The sequence below is a fragment of the Halosimplex rarum genome, assembly GCF_047715405.1.
GTDB lineage: Archaea > Halobacteriota > Halobacteria > Halobacteriales > Haloarculaceae > Halosimplex > Halosimplex rarum.
Genome location: NZ_CP180412.1, coordinates 2,364,383 through 2,379,882 on the forward strand (window position 1 = coordinate 2,364,383; position 15,500 = coordinate 2,379,882).

The 15,500-nt window shown below is 69.2% G+C and carries 19 protein-coding genes; 9 read left to right on the plus strand and 10 right to left on the minus strand.

Translation table 11 applies throughout. The annotated features are described in order from the left end of the window. Positions 1 to 5 precede the first annotated feature (5 nt). The 3 genes from ACMGFH_RS11345 (at position 6) to ACMGFH_RS11355 (ending at position 1,563) form a co-directional block, all read left to right on the plus strand. Positions 6 to 503, plus strand: coding sequence for a peroxiredoxin family protein (locus ACMGFH_RS11345; protein ID WP_415378556.1), 498 nt, complete (start codon positions 6 to 8; stop codon positions 501 to 503). A gap of 27 nt (positions 504 to 530) precedes the next feature. Next, positions 531 to 983 carry a GNAT family N-acetyltransferase gene (locus tag ACMGFH_RS11350; RefSeq protein WP_415378557.1) on the plus strand — a complete coding sequence of 151 codons (453 nt, stop codon included), beginning with the start codon at positions 531 to 533 and terminating at the stop codon, positions 981 to 983. Between the two features lie 73 nt (positions 984 to 1,056). Continuing rightward, positions 1,057 to 1,563 carry a peroxiredoxin family protein gene (locus ACMGFH_RS11355; RefSeq protein ID WP_415378558.1) on the plus strand — a complete coding sequence of 169 codons (507 nt, stop codon included), beginning with the start codon at positions 1,057 to 1,059 and terminating at the stop codon, positions 1,561 to 1,563. Positions 1,564 to 1,618: 55 nt separating this feature from the next. Here ACMGFH_RS11355 and ACMGFH_RS11360 read toward each other — a convergent pair whose 3' ends face one another. From ACMGFH_RS11360 to larB, 4 genes are all read right to left on the minus strand, one after another. Beyond that, the gene (locus tag ACMGFH_RS11360) at positions 1,619 to 3,049 is read right to left on the minus strand and encodes a phosphoglucomutase/phosphomannomutase family protein (protein WP_415378559.1); all 1,431 of its coding nucleotides are present in this window, start codon (positions 3,047 to 3,049) and stop codon (positions 1,619 to 1,621) included. 92 nt (positions 3,050 to 3,141) lie between these two features. Then, complete coding sequence (locus ACMGFH_RS11365) at positions 3,142 to 3,465, minus strand: GIY-YIG nuclease family protein (protein ID WP_415378560.1); 324 nt, start codon at positions 3,463 to 3,465, stop codon at positions 3,142 to 3,144. A gap of 15 nt (positions 3,466 to 3,480) precedes the next feature. After that, positions 3,481 to 3,630: a hypothetical protein gene (locus ACMGFH_RS11370; protein ID WP_274325719.1), complete on the minus strand. Its 150-nt coding sequence runs from the start codon at positions 3,628 to 3,630 to the stop codon at positions 3,481 to 3,483. Between the two features lie 124 nt (positions 3,631 to 3,754). Beyond that, positions 3,755 to 4,525 carry a nickel pincer cofactor biosynthesis protein LarB gene (gene larB / locus ACMGFH_RS11375; RefSeq protein ID WP_415378561.1) on the minus strand — a complete coding sequence of 257 codons (771 nt, stop codon included), beginning with the start codon at positions 4,523 to 4,525 and terminating at the stop codon, positions 3,755 to 3,757. Positions 4,526 to 4,812: 287 nt separating this feature from the next. Between larB and ACMGFH_RS11380 the strand changes: the two genes are divergently transcribed. After that, entirely contained in the window at positions 4,813 to 4,980 is a 168-nt protein-coding gene (locus ACMGFH_RS11380) for a DUF1931 family protein (RefSeq protein WP_415378562.1), read from the plus strand. A 36-nt stretch (positions 4,981 to 5,016) separates the two neighbouring features. Here the strand turns inward: ACMGFH_RS11380 and rpiA are convergent, their stop codons facing one another. Further along, positions 5,017 to 5,697: a ribose-5-phosphate isomerase RpiA gene (rpiA, locus tag ACMGFH_RS11385; protein ID WP_415378563.1), complete on the minus strand. Its 681-nt coding sequence runs from the start codon at positions 5,695 to 5,697 to the stop codon at positions 5,017 to 5,019. 133 nt (positions 5,698 to 5,830) lie between these two features. After that, complete coding sequence (locus tag ACMGFH_RS11390) at positions 5,831 to 6,007, minus strand: hypothetical protein (protein WP_415378564.1); 177 nt, start codon at positions 6,005 to 6,007, stop codon at positions 5,831 to 5,833. A 244-nt stretch (positions 6,008 to 6,251) separates the two neighbouring features. On the opposite strand from ACMGFH_RS11390, the gene ACMGFH_RS11395 reads away from it, so the two are divergent. From ACMGFH_RS11395 to ACMGFH_RS11405, 3 genes are all read left to right on the plus strand, one after another. Next, the gene (locus ACMGFH_RS11395; protein ID WP_415378565.1) at positions 6,252 to 6,380 is read left to right on the plus strand and encodes a hypothetical protein; all 129 of its coding nucleotides are present in this window, start codon (positions 6,252 to 6,254) and stop codon (positions 6,378 to 6,380) included. A gap of 111 nt (positions 6,381 to 6,491) precedes the next feature. Continuing rightward, the gene (gene glmM / locus ACMGFH_RS11400; protein ID WP_415378566.1) at positions 6,492 to 7,802 is read left to right on the plus strand and encodes a phosphoglucosamine mutase; all 1,311 of its coding nucleotides are present in this window, start codon (positions 6,492 to 6,494) and stop codon (positions 7,800 to 7,802) included. Between the two features lie 711 nt (positions 7,803 to 8,513). Further along, the gene (locus ACMGFH_RS11405) at positions 8,514 to 9,974 is read left to right on the plus strand and encodes an aryl-sulfate sulfotransferase (protein WP_415378567.1); all 1,461 of its coding nucleotides are present in this window, start codon (positions 8,514 to 8,516) and stop codon (positions 9,972 to 9,974) included. Between the two features lie 58 nt (positions 9,975 to 10,032). Here the strand turns inward: ACMGFH_RS11405 and ACMGFH_RS11410 are convergent, their stop codons facing one another. The 3 genes from ACMGFH_RS11410 to ACMGFH_RS11420 all read right to left on the minus strand — a co-directional run bounded on the left by ACMGFH_RS11410 (position 10,033) and on the right by ACMGFH_RS11420 (position 12,268). Next, positions 10,033 to 10,611, minus strand: coding sequence for a hypothetical protein (locus ACMGFH_RS11410; protein WP_415378568.1), 579 nt, complete (start codon positions 10,609 to 10,611; stop codon positions 10,033 to 10,035). Positions 10,612 to 11,338: 727 nt separating this feature from the next. After that, complete coding sequence (locus ACMGFH_RS11415) at positions 11,339 to 11,761, minus strand: DUF2391 family protein (protein ID WP_415378569.1); 423 nt, start codon at positions 11,759 to 11,761, stop codon at positions 11,339 to 11,341. Positions 11,762 to 11,839: 78 nt separating this feature from the next. Further along, the gene (locus tag ACMGFH_RS11420) at positions 11,840 to 12,268 is read right to left on the minus strand and encodes a hypothetical protein (protein ID WP_415378570.1); all 429 of its coding nucleotides are present in this window, start codon (positions 12,266 to 12,268) and stop codon (positions 11,840 to 11,842) included. A gap of 132 nt (positions 12,269 to 12,400) precedes the next feature. Here ACMGFH_RS11420 and ACMGFH_RS11425 point away from each other — a divergent pair, with 132 nt between their 5' ends. Both ACMGFH_RS11425 and ACMGFH_RS11430 read left to right on the plus strand, forming a co-directional pair. After that, positions 12,401 to 13,081 (plus strand): class I SAM-dependent methyltransferase, encoded by a 681-nt coding sequence (locus tag ACMGFH_RS11425; RefSeq protein ID WP_415378571.1) that lies wholly within the window; start codon positions 12,401 to 12,403, stop codon positions 13,079 to 13,081. 111 nt (positions 13,082 to 13,192) lie between these two features. After that, positions 13,193 to 14,335: an AI-2E family transporter gene (locus ACMGFH_RS11430; RefSeq protein WP_415378572.1), complete on the plus strand. Its 1,143-nt coding sequence runs from the start codon at positions 13,193 to 13,195 to the stop codon at positions 14,333 to 14,335. Positions 14,336 to 14,392: 57 nt separating this feature from the next. Here ACMGFH_RS11430 and ACMGFH_RS11435 read toward each other — a convergent pair whose 3' ends face one another. Further along, on the minus strand, positions 14,393 to 15,241 hold the full coding sequence (locus tag ACMGFH_RS11435; RefSeq protein WP_415378573.1) for a sulfurtransferase: 849 nt from the start codon (positions 15,239 to 15,241) through the stop codon (positions 14,393 to 14,395). Between the last annotated feature and the right edge of the window lie 259 nt (positions 15,242 to 15,500).

A 15,500-nucleotide genomic window follows, 5' to 3' on the forward strand; every position in this document is an offset into this window, starting at 1 on the left:
GGTCGATGAGTGGCACCCAGCCGGCCCCGGGCTTCGAGTTGCCGAACGTCGGCCCCGGTCCGGACCCGTGTTCGCTGACCGCGCTGGCCGACGAGGAGTCGTTCGTCGTCTTGCTCTTCCAGGACGACCACGACTGCGCGGAGTGTCGGTCTCAGGCGAAGCGGGCCGGCGAGCGGTTCTCGGCGCTGCGCGCCCGCGACGCCGTGGCCGTCTCCGTGCTCCCCGAGTCCCGCGAGCGCGCCGAGGAGTGGCAGGAGCGCTTCGAACTCCCCCACCCGCTGCTGGTCGACCCCGACGCGAGCGCCGGCGACGACTACGGCCAGCCCGCTCGACTGTCGTTCCTCGGCGAGTGGGTCCCGGTGTTCGGTCGCCTCCCCGCGGTCGCAATCGTCGACGCGCGCGGGCACGAACCCGTGGTCGCGTGGACCTACCGCGGCAGGTCGTCGTGGGACCACCCCTCGATGACGACCGTGCTCGACGCGCTCGACGGCCTCCGGGAGTGAGACCGAGATGACCCGCCAACACCTCAGATGACCCGCGACGTGACCGTCCGGCCGGCGACGGCCGAGGATCTGCCGGGCATCCTCGGCGTGCTTGACGCCGGCGCGCTCGAAACCGACGCGGACCGCGTCCGGGCGAGCATCGACCGCGGCAACGCGTTCGTCGCCGTCCGCGACGGATCCGGGTCCGACACCCCGAACGAGACTGTCCTCGGGGCGCTCGTGCTCGTCCGCCCGGGCGAGGAAAGCGTTCCCGGCGACACCGGTGAAACGGCCGAAATTGACGCGGTCGCGGTCCGTCGACGCCGGCGCGGACAGGGCATCGGCGGGGCGCTCGTCGCGGCGGCCGCCGACCGGTACGACCGACTCGTCGCGGAGTTCGATGCGAACGTGCGACCGTTCTACGAAGCCCTGGGATTCTCTGTGACGGCCCTCGACGCGAGCGATCGGTTCCGCGGCTCCTTCGAATGTACCGAGCGCTGACAGTAGCGACCGCGCCGCGCGCGGCGGACCGAGAGGCGAGCGTTCATCACCCTCGGGACGAAACCAGCGGTCGATGAACCACCCGCTCGCTGCGCCGGAGTTCCTGCTGGCGAACGTCAGCGCGGGGCCGGACCCCTGCTCGCTGGCGGCGCTCGGCGACGCCGAGTTCGTCGTCCTCGCCTTTCTCCGGGACTTCCACTGCGACCGGTGTCGGAAACAGGTGCGGACGCTGACCGACCGCTACGACGACTTCCGGGCCCGAAACGCGGCCGTCGTCGCCGTCCTCCCGGAACCCGCGGAGCGCGCCCGCCGGTGGGTCGACAGGTACGACCCGCCGTTCCCGCTGCTGGCCGACCCCGACGGCGCCATCGCCGACGCTTACGACCAGCCCACGCAGCTCGGCGGGCTCGGGGCCGCGAACGACTTCCTCGGTCGCCTCCCCGCGACGTTCGTCCTCGATACGCGCGGCGACGAACCGCGGTTCGCCTGGGCGCACAGGGGCGACTCGCCGCGGGACCGGCCCCCGGTGGACGAAGTCTGTCGGAAACTCGACGCGCTCCGCGGCAGACCGGAACAGTGAGAGAACGGGTCGAAACGACCGGCGCGACCGGTTCGACCGCAACGAGCGAGGCGACTCACACGAGCGGTTCGACCAGGTCGCGGCCGGCCGAGAGCAACTCGTCGACGCGGTCCTGCGAGCCCGCCTCGGCGTAGACGCGGAGTTTGGGTTCGGTCCCGCTCGGACGCATGAGCAGCCAGGTCCCGTCCGCGAGGAAGACCTTAAAACCGTCCACGGTCGAGACGTCCTCGACCGCTGCGCCGGCGAGTTCGTCGGGCAGCGCGTCCTCCAGTTCCGCCAGCACGGGCGCTTTCCGCTCGTCCGGGCAGTCGACGCTGACGCGGTCCTGGACGATCCCGCCGTGGCGGTCGAGGAGGTCGTCGACGCGCTCGTCGTAGCCCTCGGCGTCCGCGATGGCCGCCGCGAGGAGCGCGAACGCGACGCCGTCCTTGTTCCGGACGTGCGCGGTGAGACCGAATCCGCCGCTCTCCTCGCCGCCCATGACGGTGTTGTGCTCGTCCATCGCTTGGGCGACCCACTTGAACCCGACCGCGGTCTCGTGGACCTCCTGGCCGTGGTCCTCGGCGACGCGGTCGACGATGCTGCTGGTCGAGACGGTCCGCACCACGTCGTCGCTCGTCGTCGCCTCCGCCGACCACAGGTCTTCGTCGAGGACCGCTTCGTACGTCGCGGCGAAGAAGAGGTTCGGGTCGAGGACGCCGCGCTCGGGCGTGACGACGGTGATGCGGTCCGCGTCGCCGTCGTTGGCGACCCCCAGGTCCGCGCCGGAGTCGGCGACGCGGTCGGCGAGGTCGGTCAGGTGGTCGGCGGTCGGTTCCGGCGAGTCGCCGCCGAACTCGGGGTCGCGCTCGCAGCGCAGTCGCTCCACGTCGGCGCCCGCGCGTTCGAGGAGCACGTCGGTGACGCCGCGGCCGCTGCCGTGCATCGCGTCGTAGACCACCGAGAGGTCCGAGAAGTCGGCGTCGACGGCGTCGAGAACGCGTTCGGTGTAGGGGCCCACGAGGTCCGTCTCCTCGACGGCGCCCCACTCGCCATCGGGCAGCGGGTCGGGTTCGGCGAGGCGCTCGGCGAGCGCGTCGGTCACGTCGGGGAGCGCGGGCGCGCCGCCGCTGGGGAGGAACTTCACGCCGTTGTACTCGGGCGGGTTGTGCGAGGCGGTTATCATCAGGCCGCCGGCGAGGTCGCGCTCGCGGACGGTCCAGGCGACGACCGGCGTCGGGAGGTCGCGGCCGGGGACGAGCACGTCGAAGCCGTTCGTGGCGAGGACGCGGGCGAGTTCCTCGGCGAACCCGCGTGAACTCTCGCGGGCGTCGTAGCCGACCGCGACGGTCCCGGCCGCGCCGTCCGCGCCGGTTCCGTCGGCCTCCTCGCGCAGGAACGTCGCGACTGCCTGGCCGACCATGCGGACGCGCGGCGCGGTGAACTCGTCGAGCGTCGCCCGCCAGCCGTCGGTGCCGAAGTCGATGGCGTCGGCGTCTGCGGTCATGCCCGAAGGCACCGGTGCCGACCGGAAAAAGGTGTGTGCGTGGCGTGCTATCACGACGAACGGACCCGTCGGGAGCGGCGATCAAACGGGGTTCAGTGGGCGTCGTCGGCGAGCAGGGAGGCCGGCAGATCCAGCGCCGCGGGCACGCCCCCCTCGTCGAAGAGCCGTTTCTTGGCGGCCCGCGAGCGCTGTTTGATCTCGTACTCGCGGGACATCGCGGCGGACTGCGAGTCGAACCCCTCGACGTGGACGAGGCGGACGGGCGTCCGACCGCGGGTGTACTTGGCGCCCTCGCCGGCGTCGTGCTCGCGGACGCGGCGCTCGACGTCGGTGGTGTAGCCGGTGTAAAACGTGTCGTCACCGCACCGAAGGACGTACACGAAGTGATCGGCGTCCGGGGTCCGCAGGTCGGTCATGGGGCTGTGCGGGGACTACGCTTCGAGCGCGCGCTCTCTCGCGACTTCCGCGATGCCCGCGTTCGCCGAGCAACTGGGGCAGGCGTGGACGGCCCCGCCTTCGTCGGCGAAGACGCGAGCGAACTGGTCGGAGACGTGCGCGCCGCAGTGGTTACACGTTGGCATTGGTTTCTCCCGGCTGTCAACCGGTACCAGACGGTTGGCGTGCCCCGGATATAACGGGTATACCAACGTGGTTTGGTGTCACTCGCGTAACCGGCCGCTGGCCGCCAGCGCGGGCGTTGCGCGGTCACCGGTCGGCCCTCGCCTCGTCGATCCGCCGGGCGATCAGCCCGGCCTGCGCGCCGGCGGTGAAGCCGGCGTCGACGTTGACGACCGAGAGGGCGGTACAGGACTGGATCATCCCCGAGAGGGCGGCCTCGCCCTCGCCGGCGTGGCCGTACCCCGTCGAGACCGGGAGCCCGATGATCGGCACGTCGACGAGCCCGGCGAGGACGGTGGGGAGCGCGCCTTCGCGGCCGGCGGCGACGACCAGCACGTCCTGGTCGCGGAGGGTTTCCAGAGAATCCACCACACGCGCGAGCGACGCGACGCCCACGTCGTCCACGCGCTCGACCGTCGCGCCCATCTCCCGAGCGATGGCCGCCGCCTCGCCGGCGGGCACGGCGTCCGAGGTACCCGCGGTCACCACGCCCACCGACGCGTCTAGATCGGGACGCTCGAAATCGGGCATCCGAGCCACGACGACGCCCGACCGATCGTCGACGTCCACGGCGGCCGTCGGATGGTCCGCGCCGAGCACGTCGCGGACCGCCTCGGCGACCGTCTCGTCCGCCCGTGTTACGATAGCCCGTCCGGTCGTCTCGACCGACGTCGAGGCCAACGCCGCGACCTCCGCCGGCGTCTTGCCCGTCGCCAGCACGGCCTCGGGGACGCCGCTCCGGTCGGTGCGGGCGGCGTCGAATCGCCCCGCGTCGCCTGTGGCGTAGCCCGCGAGCTCCGCTTCGGCCTCCGCGGGCGAGACGTCGCCCGCCGCGACCGCTTCGAGTAGTTCGCGCATATCCCCCCTCTGTGTTCGACCCACTTGACCGTCCCCCTCCGCCACGGTCTCGGGCGGTGGCGCGCGCCCGGCCGCTCACTCGCCGCCGAGCGCGCGCGAGCGGTCCCACGGGGCCGTTGCGCCCCGATCCGGGCCGATCCACACTCCGATACTCCACAAGATACTTAAACACGCGTCGTTCCGACGGTCCGACAAGCCGGGAGCGGCGCTCAGACCCCCGACAAAGGCGGCGAGACTGCGTATAATTGGGAAAGTTTATAAACCATCCATTTGTTCAGACATCTTGTATGGCAGACCTCATTGTCAAGAATTCGGTCAAGGAAGCGCTCGAAGAGATGAACGTCTCCCGCGACTTTTACGACGCCCTCGACGAGGAAGTCGAAGAGCTCCTCGAGCGAGCGCAGCGACGAGCCGAAGCGAACGACCGCAAGACGGTTCAGCCGCGCGACCTGTAAGGTCGACTCAGTTTCGCTTTTTTGGGGGGAACGTCGTCACGGCTCGAAGACGGTGACGTCAGTCTCCGTGCCGACGTGTACCTCGTCGGCGAAGTCGACGAACAGCCCGTGCTCCACGACACCGGGCAGCGCCGACAGATCGGTCGCCAGCCCCGCCGGGTCGGGCATCGCTCCGAAGTCACAGTCGAGGATCAGGTTCCCGTTATCCGAGACGACGGGCCCGCTCTTGCGGTCTGCGCGCCTGAGTTCGGGCTGGCCCCCCAGGCGGCGGACGGCGTCGGCGGCGGTCGTCCGCGCGTCGGGTAGTACCTCGACCGGGACCGGGTAGTCCAGGACATCGGCCTCTTTGGTCGGGTCGGCGACCACCAGGAGGCGGTCGGCTGCGGCGTCGACGATCTTCTCGCGGGCGTGCGCGCCGCCCCCGCCCTTCACGAGGTCGGCGCCGGCGAACTGGTCCGCGCCGTCGATGGCGACGTCGACGTCGGCCTCGTCCAGCGTCGTCAGTTCGATCCCGACGTCGATGGCGATCTCCCGGGCCTGGAAGGAGGTCGGGACGCCTTCGATGTCGAGACCGGCGTCGACCTCGCGGCCGAGCGCCCGGATGGCGTGGGCCGCCGTGCTCCCGCTGCCCAGTCCGACCACGGTCCCGTCCCCGACCTCCGCGGCCGCGCTCTCGCCCGCGCGGCGCTTGGCCTCCTCGCGTTCGCTCTGATTCATGCCCGGGTCAAGGCCGCCCCCCGGCAAAACGCTACTGGCACCGCCCGGTCGCCCGCGACGGCGAACGCGTCTCCCTCCGGCGTGCACGAGAGGGGCACATCGGTCCGCCAGCCTATCGGCCGCTTCTACTCGATTAGCCGCTCCAGCCGCCGGCCACGTCGTCCGTGATCCGGTCGCGCCACGTCTCGAACTTCGTCTCGCAGTCCGGGCTCTCGGCCGTGTGGTCGACGAAGCCCGCGCCGGGCGAAGCGAGTTTCGCGCCGCAGAACGGACACCGTTCCGGGTCGCTCCAGGATTCTGTCGTTGCCATGTCAGCACAGCCGCCGTCTCCACAGGTAAAGGTTTCCGGTAAATACCTAAGGGCAGTGCTGTGATGATAATACACACTATTACAAATAGTGCCTATCGATTTTTACTCGATTCCGAGTTGATCATCCGTGGTAATCCATCACAACAATGGGAATAAGCGATGTAGGGCCGCGGACGGACGACCTTATATTCTCAAGTCAGAATAATAGGAACGCTTAAACGGGACGAGGAGATGTACGTCGATAATGGCAACCCAGCAGTACGCGACCGTCGGGGCCTTCACCTGTCCCGACTGCGACGGCGAGATAGCCTTCGAACACCAGTCCTGGCAGTGCGACGAGTGCGGCTACGTGCCGCGACACGGCGCCGACTAATCCGCGAGCGGGGGACGCGCTCGCGTCCCCATCCGTGAACCGACCGCGGTCGGGCGCCGCCGCCCGACGCGGACGGCCGAGTTTTTTGGTCCAGTCCTCCGACGGTCAGGTATGTTCGGAACCAGCGGCATCCGGGGACCCGTCGGCGAAGACGTGACCGCCGAGCTCGCGCTCTCGGTCGGACGAGCGATGGGCGTCGACGCCGACCGCGTCGTCGTGGGCAGGGACGCCCGCGACAGCGGGCGTCTCCTCGTCGACGCCCTCACCGCGGGCCTCCGGGAGTCGGGCACCGACGTGGTCGACCTCGGGTTCGCCGCGACGCCGACGGTCGCGCGGAGCGTCTCCCTGGAGGACGGCGACGCCGGGGTGGTCGTCACCGCCTCGCACAACCCCGCCCCCGACAACGGCATCAAGCTCTGGCAGCCCTCCGGCCAGGCGTACGACGGCCCGCTCCGCGAGGAGATCGAAACGCGCGTCCGCGAGGGAACGACCGACCTTCACGCCTGGGACGACCTCGGCGAGCGGGAACGCCGCGACGGCACCGACCGCCACGTTGACGCCCTCGTCGACGCGGTCGACGTCGTCGAACCGCTCTCGGTGGTCGTCGACCTCGGCAACGGCGCCGGCGGCGTCACCGTCGAGGCCCTCCAGCGGTTGGGCTGCGAGGTCGAGACGCTCAACGCCCAGCCCGACGGCTCGTTCCCGGGCCGGCCGAGCGAACCGACGGAGGAGAACTGCCGGTCGCTCGCGTCCCTGGTCGCCGCGAGCGACGCCGACCTCGGGATCGCGCACGACGGCGACGCCGACCGGATGCGCGCCGTCGCCGGCGACGGGACGTACGCCTCCGGGGACGTGACGCTCGCGCTCCTCGCCCGTGAGGCGGCCAGCGAGGGCGAGAGCGTCGCGGCCCCGGTCGATACCAGCCTCGCCGTCGACGACCACCTCGCCGACGACGGCGTGACCGTCGAACGCACGCGCGTCGGCGACGTGTACGTCGCCGAGCGGGCCAGCGAAGCCGGCGTCGCCTTCGGCGGCGAGCCCAGCGGCGCCTGGATCTGGCCGTCGGAGACGCTCTGTCCCGACGGTCCGCTCGCGGCCTGCAAACTGGCGGCGCTGGCCGCCCAGCGCCCGCTCGCGGACCGCATCGCCGACGTCGAAACCTACCCCATCCGGCGCGATTCGGTCGAGACCGACGAGAAGGCGGCGGTGATGGAGCGGGTGAGCGAGCGCGTCCTCGGGGAGTACGACGACGTGACGACGCTCGACGGCGTCCGCGTCGACCTCGGCGACGCCTGGTTCCTCCTGCGGGCCAGCGGCACGCAACCGATCGTCCGTATCACCGCCGAGGCCCGCGACGACGGCCGCGCCGAGGAGGTATTCGCCGAGGCGCGCGACCTGCTGGTCGACGCGGTCGACGAGTGAACGCGCTCGCTTCAGTGGCGACGCCGGAAGCCGTGGCTGGCCGGTGCGAGCACAGGAGAAGCGTTCTGACAACGATCCGGGTGTGCCCCCCGACTCGGCCAGTTCGCCTCCCCCCAGGATTACACGACGATACAGGACCCTATCCGCGACGGGTCGAGCGCGCCTCGCGAACGTCGGCCCCGTCGCGGATCTTGTCCTCGCACTGAGGACAGACGCGCGGCGACTCGACCCCGTTCGGCGTAAACACCCGTGCGTAGTCTGCCGTAACGAAGGAACCGCAGTTCTGGCATTCCGGCATACGTTGTATCCCTTCGAGTACTGAAACTTAATGGTTGGTGATTTGGTAGTAGCACGCACACCCCGCCGATTCCCGCGCTCATCGGGTGAACCGGCGGATCGAGCGCGAGCGGCAACTGCCGGACCGCCCGCCCCGACAGGACGCCCGTTACTGTTCGAGCAATCGTCGCCGGGATCGGTAGCGCGAGCCGGATCCCGGACGTGGACACAGCCGGCCAGGGGAGGTCAGGCGGGCGAGAGCGGTCGGTCAGGCGAGAGTGGTCGGACGGGTGAGAGCGGTCGTTCAGGCGGTATCGGTCGATCGGGTGGAAGCGGTCGGTCCCGGCGGCTCGACCGGTGGAGAGCGGTACGGTTATATCCGAGAGACGGCTGCACTCGGACAACCGGAACGCGCGTTCCCCGGGGGTCAATTTCATGGACAGGGATTCGCTCGCACTGACGCGACCGCTGGTCGCCCGCCTCTGCGTGCTCGCCCTCGTCGTGGCACTACTGGTGCCGTCCGGCGTCTCGGCGCTCACGCACGAACCGATCGAACTCCAGAAAGGGGCGATCGACGAACCCGCGAACGGCACCACGGTCATCGCCGTCCAGGGGTTCAAAGGTCGCGGCCAGAACAGCTCCAAGAAACCCGCCCGCCTCGTCGCCGTCGGCCCCGAGGGCGACCTGGAGTGGAACTACGAGCCCCAGAGCGACGTGACGTGGTTCTACGACGTCGACCCGCTGGAGGACGGGACTCTCCTCGTCGTCGGCGCCCGCCCCGGCGGCACGACCGTCTTCAAGTATGACCCCGCCAGCGGCGAGCGCGTCTGGACCGAACGCCTCGACACTCACGACACCCACGACGTCGACCTCATCAACGGCGACGAGCTGCTCGTCGCGGACATGCGCAACTACAACGCGACGTCCGAGCGAAACGAGGACCGCCTGTTCGTCTACAACCGCACCACCGACGAGGTGACCTGGGAGTACCAGTTCGAGCGTCGCTACGACCGCGACGACGGCGGCCAGTACGCCGGCGACGGCAACGACTGGACCCACGTCAACGACGTCGACAAGATCGGCGAAGGCCGCTACCTCGCCTCCCCGCGCAACATGGACGAGGTCGTCGTCGTCAACCGGTCGACCAAGGAGGTCGAACTCTCGCTGGGCGCTCCGGGCGACCACAGCGTCATGTACGAACAGCACAACCCCAACTACGTCGAGAGCGAGGACGGCACGCCCGCGATACTCGTCGCCGACAGCGAGAACGACCGCGTCGTCGAGTACGAACTGACCGGCCGCGAGAACGGCTCGGCGACGTGGGAGCGGACCTGGAACCTCGGCGTCGACGGCAACCTCAACTGGCCCCGTGACGCCGACCGCCTGCCCGACGGCAACACGCTCGTCACCGATTCGCTCAACCACCGCGTCATGGAGGTCACCCCCGAAGGCGAGGTCGTCTGGGAGTACTACGCCCCGTGGGGCACTTACGAGGCCGAACGCGTCAACCTCGGCGACGAACCCGGCGGGCCGACCATCAGCGACCAGGGCGCCAGCGGCGCCTACGGCCTCAACGGCAGCGCCGCGCTGACGCCCGGTTCGACCGAGCGAGCGACCTTCGCCGACTGGGTCTCCGGAACGTTCGCCGGGACGCCCATCTCGGAGCAGGCCGACTGGTTCGCCGAGCGCTGGGCGCACATCGCGCCGTGGATCCGCCCCGTGTGGATGAGCCCCTGGGCGTTCGTCGGCGCTCTCGGCGCGGTCCTGCTGACCCTCGGCTGGGCCGGCGGCGAGACGGTCTATCATCGCCGCTGGATCCGCGACCGACTCCGCGCCGGCTACGCCCGCCTCCGTTCTTCGGGCGACCGCGGCGCTTCCACTGACGCAGACGACTGACGCCGGCGCGGCTATCGACCGTTCTTCTCGATAGCGTCCATCGACAGGAGCGCCGCGCTCAGAAGTCGGCGGTGACCGAGCCGTCCTCGGAGAGGTCGACCACGCCGTCGAAGCGCGAGCGGAAGTCCTCCAGTTCGCCCTCGTCGTGGACCCCCTTCGCGAGGTGGAACAGCCCGACGGCGTCGTGTTCGTCGAGCAACTCCAGGATGGCGTCGACGGCCTCGCCCGCCCGCTCGGCGTCGGAGTAGTAGATCATCTCGGTGACGGAGTCGAGGCTGACGCGCCGCTTGCCCTCCGTGGATTCGAGAAACACGCGCGTCTCGTCGACGATACCGTCCAGGTCGTCCGGCGCGGAGACGTACTTGACGTTCTCGGACTGCCGACGGGTGTAGCCGCGCTCGACCGACAGCGCGTCGAGGATGGTCGCCCGCTCCTCGTCGACCTCGTAGTGTTCGAGCTTCTGGCGCACTTCCCGCGCCGTCGTCCGCGTCGAGATGACCAGCATGTGGTCGGTATCGGTACTCAGAAAGTCCGTGTCGATCCGGTCGGTCTCTCCCGTGCTCGGATGCACGAGGAGGATCCCGGTCCCGCCGGGAACCGTGTCCGGCGCGTTCTCGATAGCGAGACGGTAATCCATGTCCAGTTGAGAGGCTGGTATCGCCTTAAGCCTGCGGGACCAGATCCCATCTTGTTTCCATCTTTTTCGCCGGGGGGTTTCCTCGGTCGCTACGCTCCCTGCGGGAACCCCCCGCCCAAAAACATGGGTGAAAAAGCCGGTCGCTCCCTGCGGTCGCGACCGGTGTCCTCGTGAGCGCCAGCGAACGAGGGCACGTCAGCGCTTCGCTCTGACGGCGAATCGCGCTCACTACGTTCGCGCGAATGCTCAGTACCGTTTCTGTAGCCGGCACAGTGCGTTAATTTTCGATCTCTTCGAGCGAAACTCTGACTTTGTGATAGCATTTTAATTGAGCCGTTGATTCGTCGCCCCATCAGTGGATGTCTGCTTTCCTCCACGTCTGAACAATGTGGTTTAAATGTTCTCTGGGTGAATAGAACTGCGACTGCCGAGTTCCATGACTACCTCACGTTCATTTTCGTTCACGGCGATACTCCTCGGTCTTCTGCTCCTCTATATCGGACTGGCGAATATCGGCACCCTGTTCCCGCAACTCCTGTGTGAGGAAATTAATCCGAAGGGGGTCCACATCGGACCGAATTTCGCCCTGGTCTACAGCGGCGGATGCAATCCGTACAGTAATGCCCACATCATCTGTGGAACTGTGACACTGGCTGGACTCGCAAGCCTCGGGAGCGGCCTCCAAAGATTACGGCCCATTCGATACCTTCGCACACACAGATAATCCCTAAAACACGCTGTCGGCGGTCGCGGCGCCGACGACGCTGAAGATGGCGCCGACGCTGACGGCGCGGGCGGTGATCTGCGCGCGTTCGAACGTGGTTGCGTTCTCGACGAAGGTGCTCGGCGCTGTCAGCGTGAGTGCGAGGACGGCGACGGACCCGTAGGAGACCAGCATGAGCGAGACGAAACGGAGCGGGATACCCGCGACCTCGGCCTCGCGGTCGGGGTCGCGGTCGTCGTCGGCCTCGTAGAGGGCGCCGTAGCCGATGGCGAACACGACGGCAACGGTGGCGGCCACGTGCCACCACGTCATGTTCTCCGCCAGCGTCCACACCTCCTCGGTGACGACGAACGGCCCGGCGAGGAGGAACCCGCCGACCACCTGCTGGGCCGTGTCGGCGAGCTTGTACCGCGGCGCCCGTCCCATGACTCCGCGATTTCCCGGGCATCACCTAAATCCTGGCGTTCCCCGCCACGACGGCGGCGGCGATGGCGGCAGGGCGAGTCAGTTCGTCGCCGCCGAACGCCGTTCGGTCGCGGTCGAGGCCACCAGATACGCGGCGGCGAACGACCCGGCGAACAGCGGGAGGAAGTACAGTACCTGAGTGATCGGGTCCGGCGGCGAGAGGATCGCACCGACCACGAAGGCGGTGACAACTGCCATCGCGTAGCTGCCGGCCAGTCGCTCGCGTCGGGTCGGTGGGGCGTCGCGCGGTCCGGCGTCGCCGCGAGCGAACCGTACGTACCAGTAGTGGACGGTCCCGACGGCCAGCTGCATGTAGAGGAAGACGTCGAACGTCGACGACCCCTTCGCCCGCGCCTCGCTGCGCGCCCAGTAGGCGAGCACGAAGGGGTTGGCGATGACAACGAGGGCGGCCAGCCCGACCGCGACCGCTACCAGCGGCCGCTCGACCAGCAACGGAGGGGGTTGCACGGCCGGCCGTACCTCGCCGTCGGACATAGGTCTTCTCACCTCGCCGACATCCCGACCGGCGCGGGGCGTCAGCTTCCGGGCCGGCTAGACCGACACAGAACCGTTTTCATCGCGCCCGCCCACGGCCCGAACATGAGCGTCAGCGAGGAGTTCGACGAGTGGGCCCGGGACGGCCGCGACGAGGGCATGGAGGAACGCCACTGGCACACCGCCAAACACGCGCTCTCGCGGATGCCCGTCGAGGAGGGCGAGACCGTCCTCGATCTCGGCTGCGGGAGCGGATACGCCGGGCGCGCGCTCCGGGAGACCAACGACGCCGCGCGCACGTACGGGATCGACGCGTCGCCGGAGATGGCCCGCAACGCCCGGTCGTACACCGACGACCCTCGCTCGGGCTTCCTGAACGGCGACTTCGAGCATCTGCCCTTCGACGACGACAGCATCGACCACTGCTGGTCGATGGAGGCGTTCTTCTACGCGCGCGACCCAGACGCCGTGCTGGAGGAGCTACACCGGGTGCTCCGACCCGGCGGCACGTTCTACTGCGCGGTGAACTACTGGGAGGAGAGCGTCCACACGCACCGGTGGGAGGATCTGGTCGACGTGCCGATGATCCGCTGGACCGAGCGGGAGTACCGCGAGCGGTTCCGCGAAGCGGGCTTCCACGTCGCCGGTCAGGACCGCATCCCCGACACCGAGACCGAACTCCCGCCGGCCGGCGAGTTCCCGATCGAGGGCTTCGAGACGCGCGAGGAGATGGTGGAACGCTACCGCGAGCACGGCACCCTCCTGACCGTCGGCGTCGCCCCCTGAGTTTCGACGTCGGCCGTAAATCCCCCAGAACTGACGCGATCCGCAGCGAACGCGGACGTAGTCGGCAAGCCCGTGCCAAACGTTTTGTAGACCTCGGACACACGAAGTGGTATGGCATTGACGCGGCGCCAGCAGGTGCTGGGTGGGCTCTTCGTCGGGATCGGGCTCCTGACGCTCGGGATCCTCTCTCGGGTGCTCGGGACCGTCTTCTTCGCCATCACGGTGGCCTACGTGCTCTATCCGGTTCGGCGGGCCCTCGTCCGGCGGGGCGTCCCTCGCCGTCTCGCCGCCGCCGGCGCGACCGTGGTCGGGTTCCTGTTCGTCGCGCTCGTCCTCACCCCCATCGTCTACGCCGTCTACATCCGGCAGTCGGTGCTGTTCGGGCTGTTCCGCTCGATCCCGAGCGAACAGCCGATCTCGCTCTTCGGGGTGACGTACGTGATCGACGTGAGCGCCCTGCTGACGCAAGCGCGCGAGTCGATCCTCGACATCGCGGTCGACACGGCCAGCGCCGCGCCCGTCATCGCCCTGAAGGCATTCCTGTTCGTCTTCCTCATCTACGGCCTCCTCCTGCGACCGGGGAGCGTCCGCCAGGCGATGCTGCGCCTCGTCCCCGGCGAGTACCACGACGTGGTCCTCGCGCTACACCGGTGCGTGCGCGACACGCTCTACGCGCTGTACGTCCTCCAGGCGGCGACGGCGCTGGGGACCTTCCTCGTCGCCTACCTCGTCTTCTGGCTGCTGGGCTACGAGGCGGCGTTCACGCTCGCGTTCTTCTCCGGACTCCTCCAGTTCATCCCCGTCATCGGCCCGAGCCTGCTCATCGTCGCCGTCGCGACCGGACAGGCGCTCGCCGGCGAGATCACCGCGGCGCTCGTCGTCGCCATCGCCGGCCTCGTCCTCATCGGCTTCCTCCCCGACGCGCTCATCCGGCCGCGCCTCGCCTCGGTGACGACCGGGATGTCCGCCAGCCTCTACTTCGTCGGGTTCACCGGGGGGACGCTGAGCCTGGGCGTCGTCGGCGTCATCGCCGGCCCGCTGATCGTGGCGCTCCTCGTCGAAGTGGTCGAGATCATCACCGACGAACGCACGACCGTCCAGCAGACCTTCGACGGGAGTGCTGTCGACCCGACGGACGAGCCACCGTCGGATCCGCCCGCGGACGAACAGTCCGCTGCAAGCGAACGCTCCCGGACCGACGAACGATCCGCCCCCGACGACAGGCACGCGGACGACAGACCCGCGGACGACTGACCGGGGTCGAAATCGGCTCGCGGCAGTCGAACCGGTCCGGCAGCGACCGCTGTTCGCTCACTCGCCGGTTTCCAGTTCGCGGCCGGCCGCCTCCCACTCCGTGAGGCTCCCCTCGTAGAAGGCCAGGTCGGGGTAGCCGAGGTGTCTGAGGACGGTGTAGGTGTGGCTGATGCGCCGGGCCGTGTTGCAGTACAGCACCACTCGCCGGTCGGGGGTGAGTCCTCGCTCGTCGAGGATCGCCTCGATCTCCTCGCGGGGTTTGAGCCCGCGCGTCTCGTCGTCGACGAGTTCCCGCCAGTCCAGTCGGACGGCGCCGGGGATGTGTCCCTCCTCGTACTCCCAGGCCTCCCGGGTGTCGACGACGACGGTGTCGTCGGCTTCGATGGCCGCCGCGACCGCTTCGATGTCGACCAGCGGCGTCTCGGCGGGCGGGTCGACCGCGTAGTCCGAGGGCTCGAACTCGGTGACGTCGCTCGTCGTCTCGTGGTCGAGACGCCACGCGGAGAAGTCGCCGTCGAGCAGGTGCAGCCGGTCGCGGGGGTGGCCGTACAGCTCCGCGGTCACGAGGAAGCGGGCGGCGAACACGCCGTGGGTGTCGTCGTAGGCGACGATCCGGTCGTCGGGGGTGATCCCCGCTTCGCGCAGGAGGTCGGCGAAGACGTCGGCCCCGGGCAACATCCCCTGGTCGCCGCCCGCGTCGCCGGACGGGCCGTCGGCGTCGGACCCTCCGTCGCTCGCCTCGTCTTCGGCGGCGTGGGCGTCGGCGCGGAACGAGTCGAACGGGACGTTGACCGCACCGGGGACGTGGCCGATGCCGTCGAACTCCCAGGCGTCGCGCACGTCGACGATCCGGACCTCGTCGAGTCGGTCCGCGACCCACTCGGCCGAGACCACGATGTCACTCATGTCCCCGTGTCGGGCGAGGAGGCGCTTGAAGATGTCTGTCCCGGCCGGTCGGAGGTAGTGGCAAGTATGTCCGCAACGACCGGTCACCGCTCGCGTCATAAACCCCGCCCGCTCGGGCCCCGCGCCACCCCGGTGGCAGCCGTCCGCCGGTCGCGGCGACCCGTCGAGAGCACTATCGAGAGACCGTGAGAACCATCGGCACGGCCATCGTCGGCAACACTGTCCGCTATAGTCGTCAAGGGGCGGGACATGCCGAGAG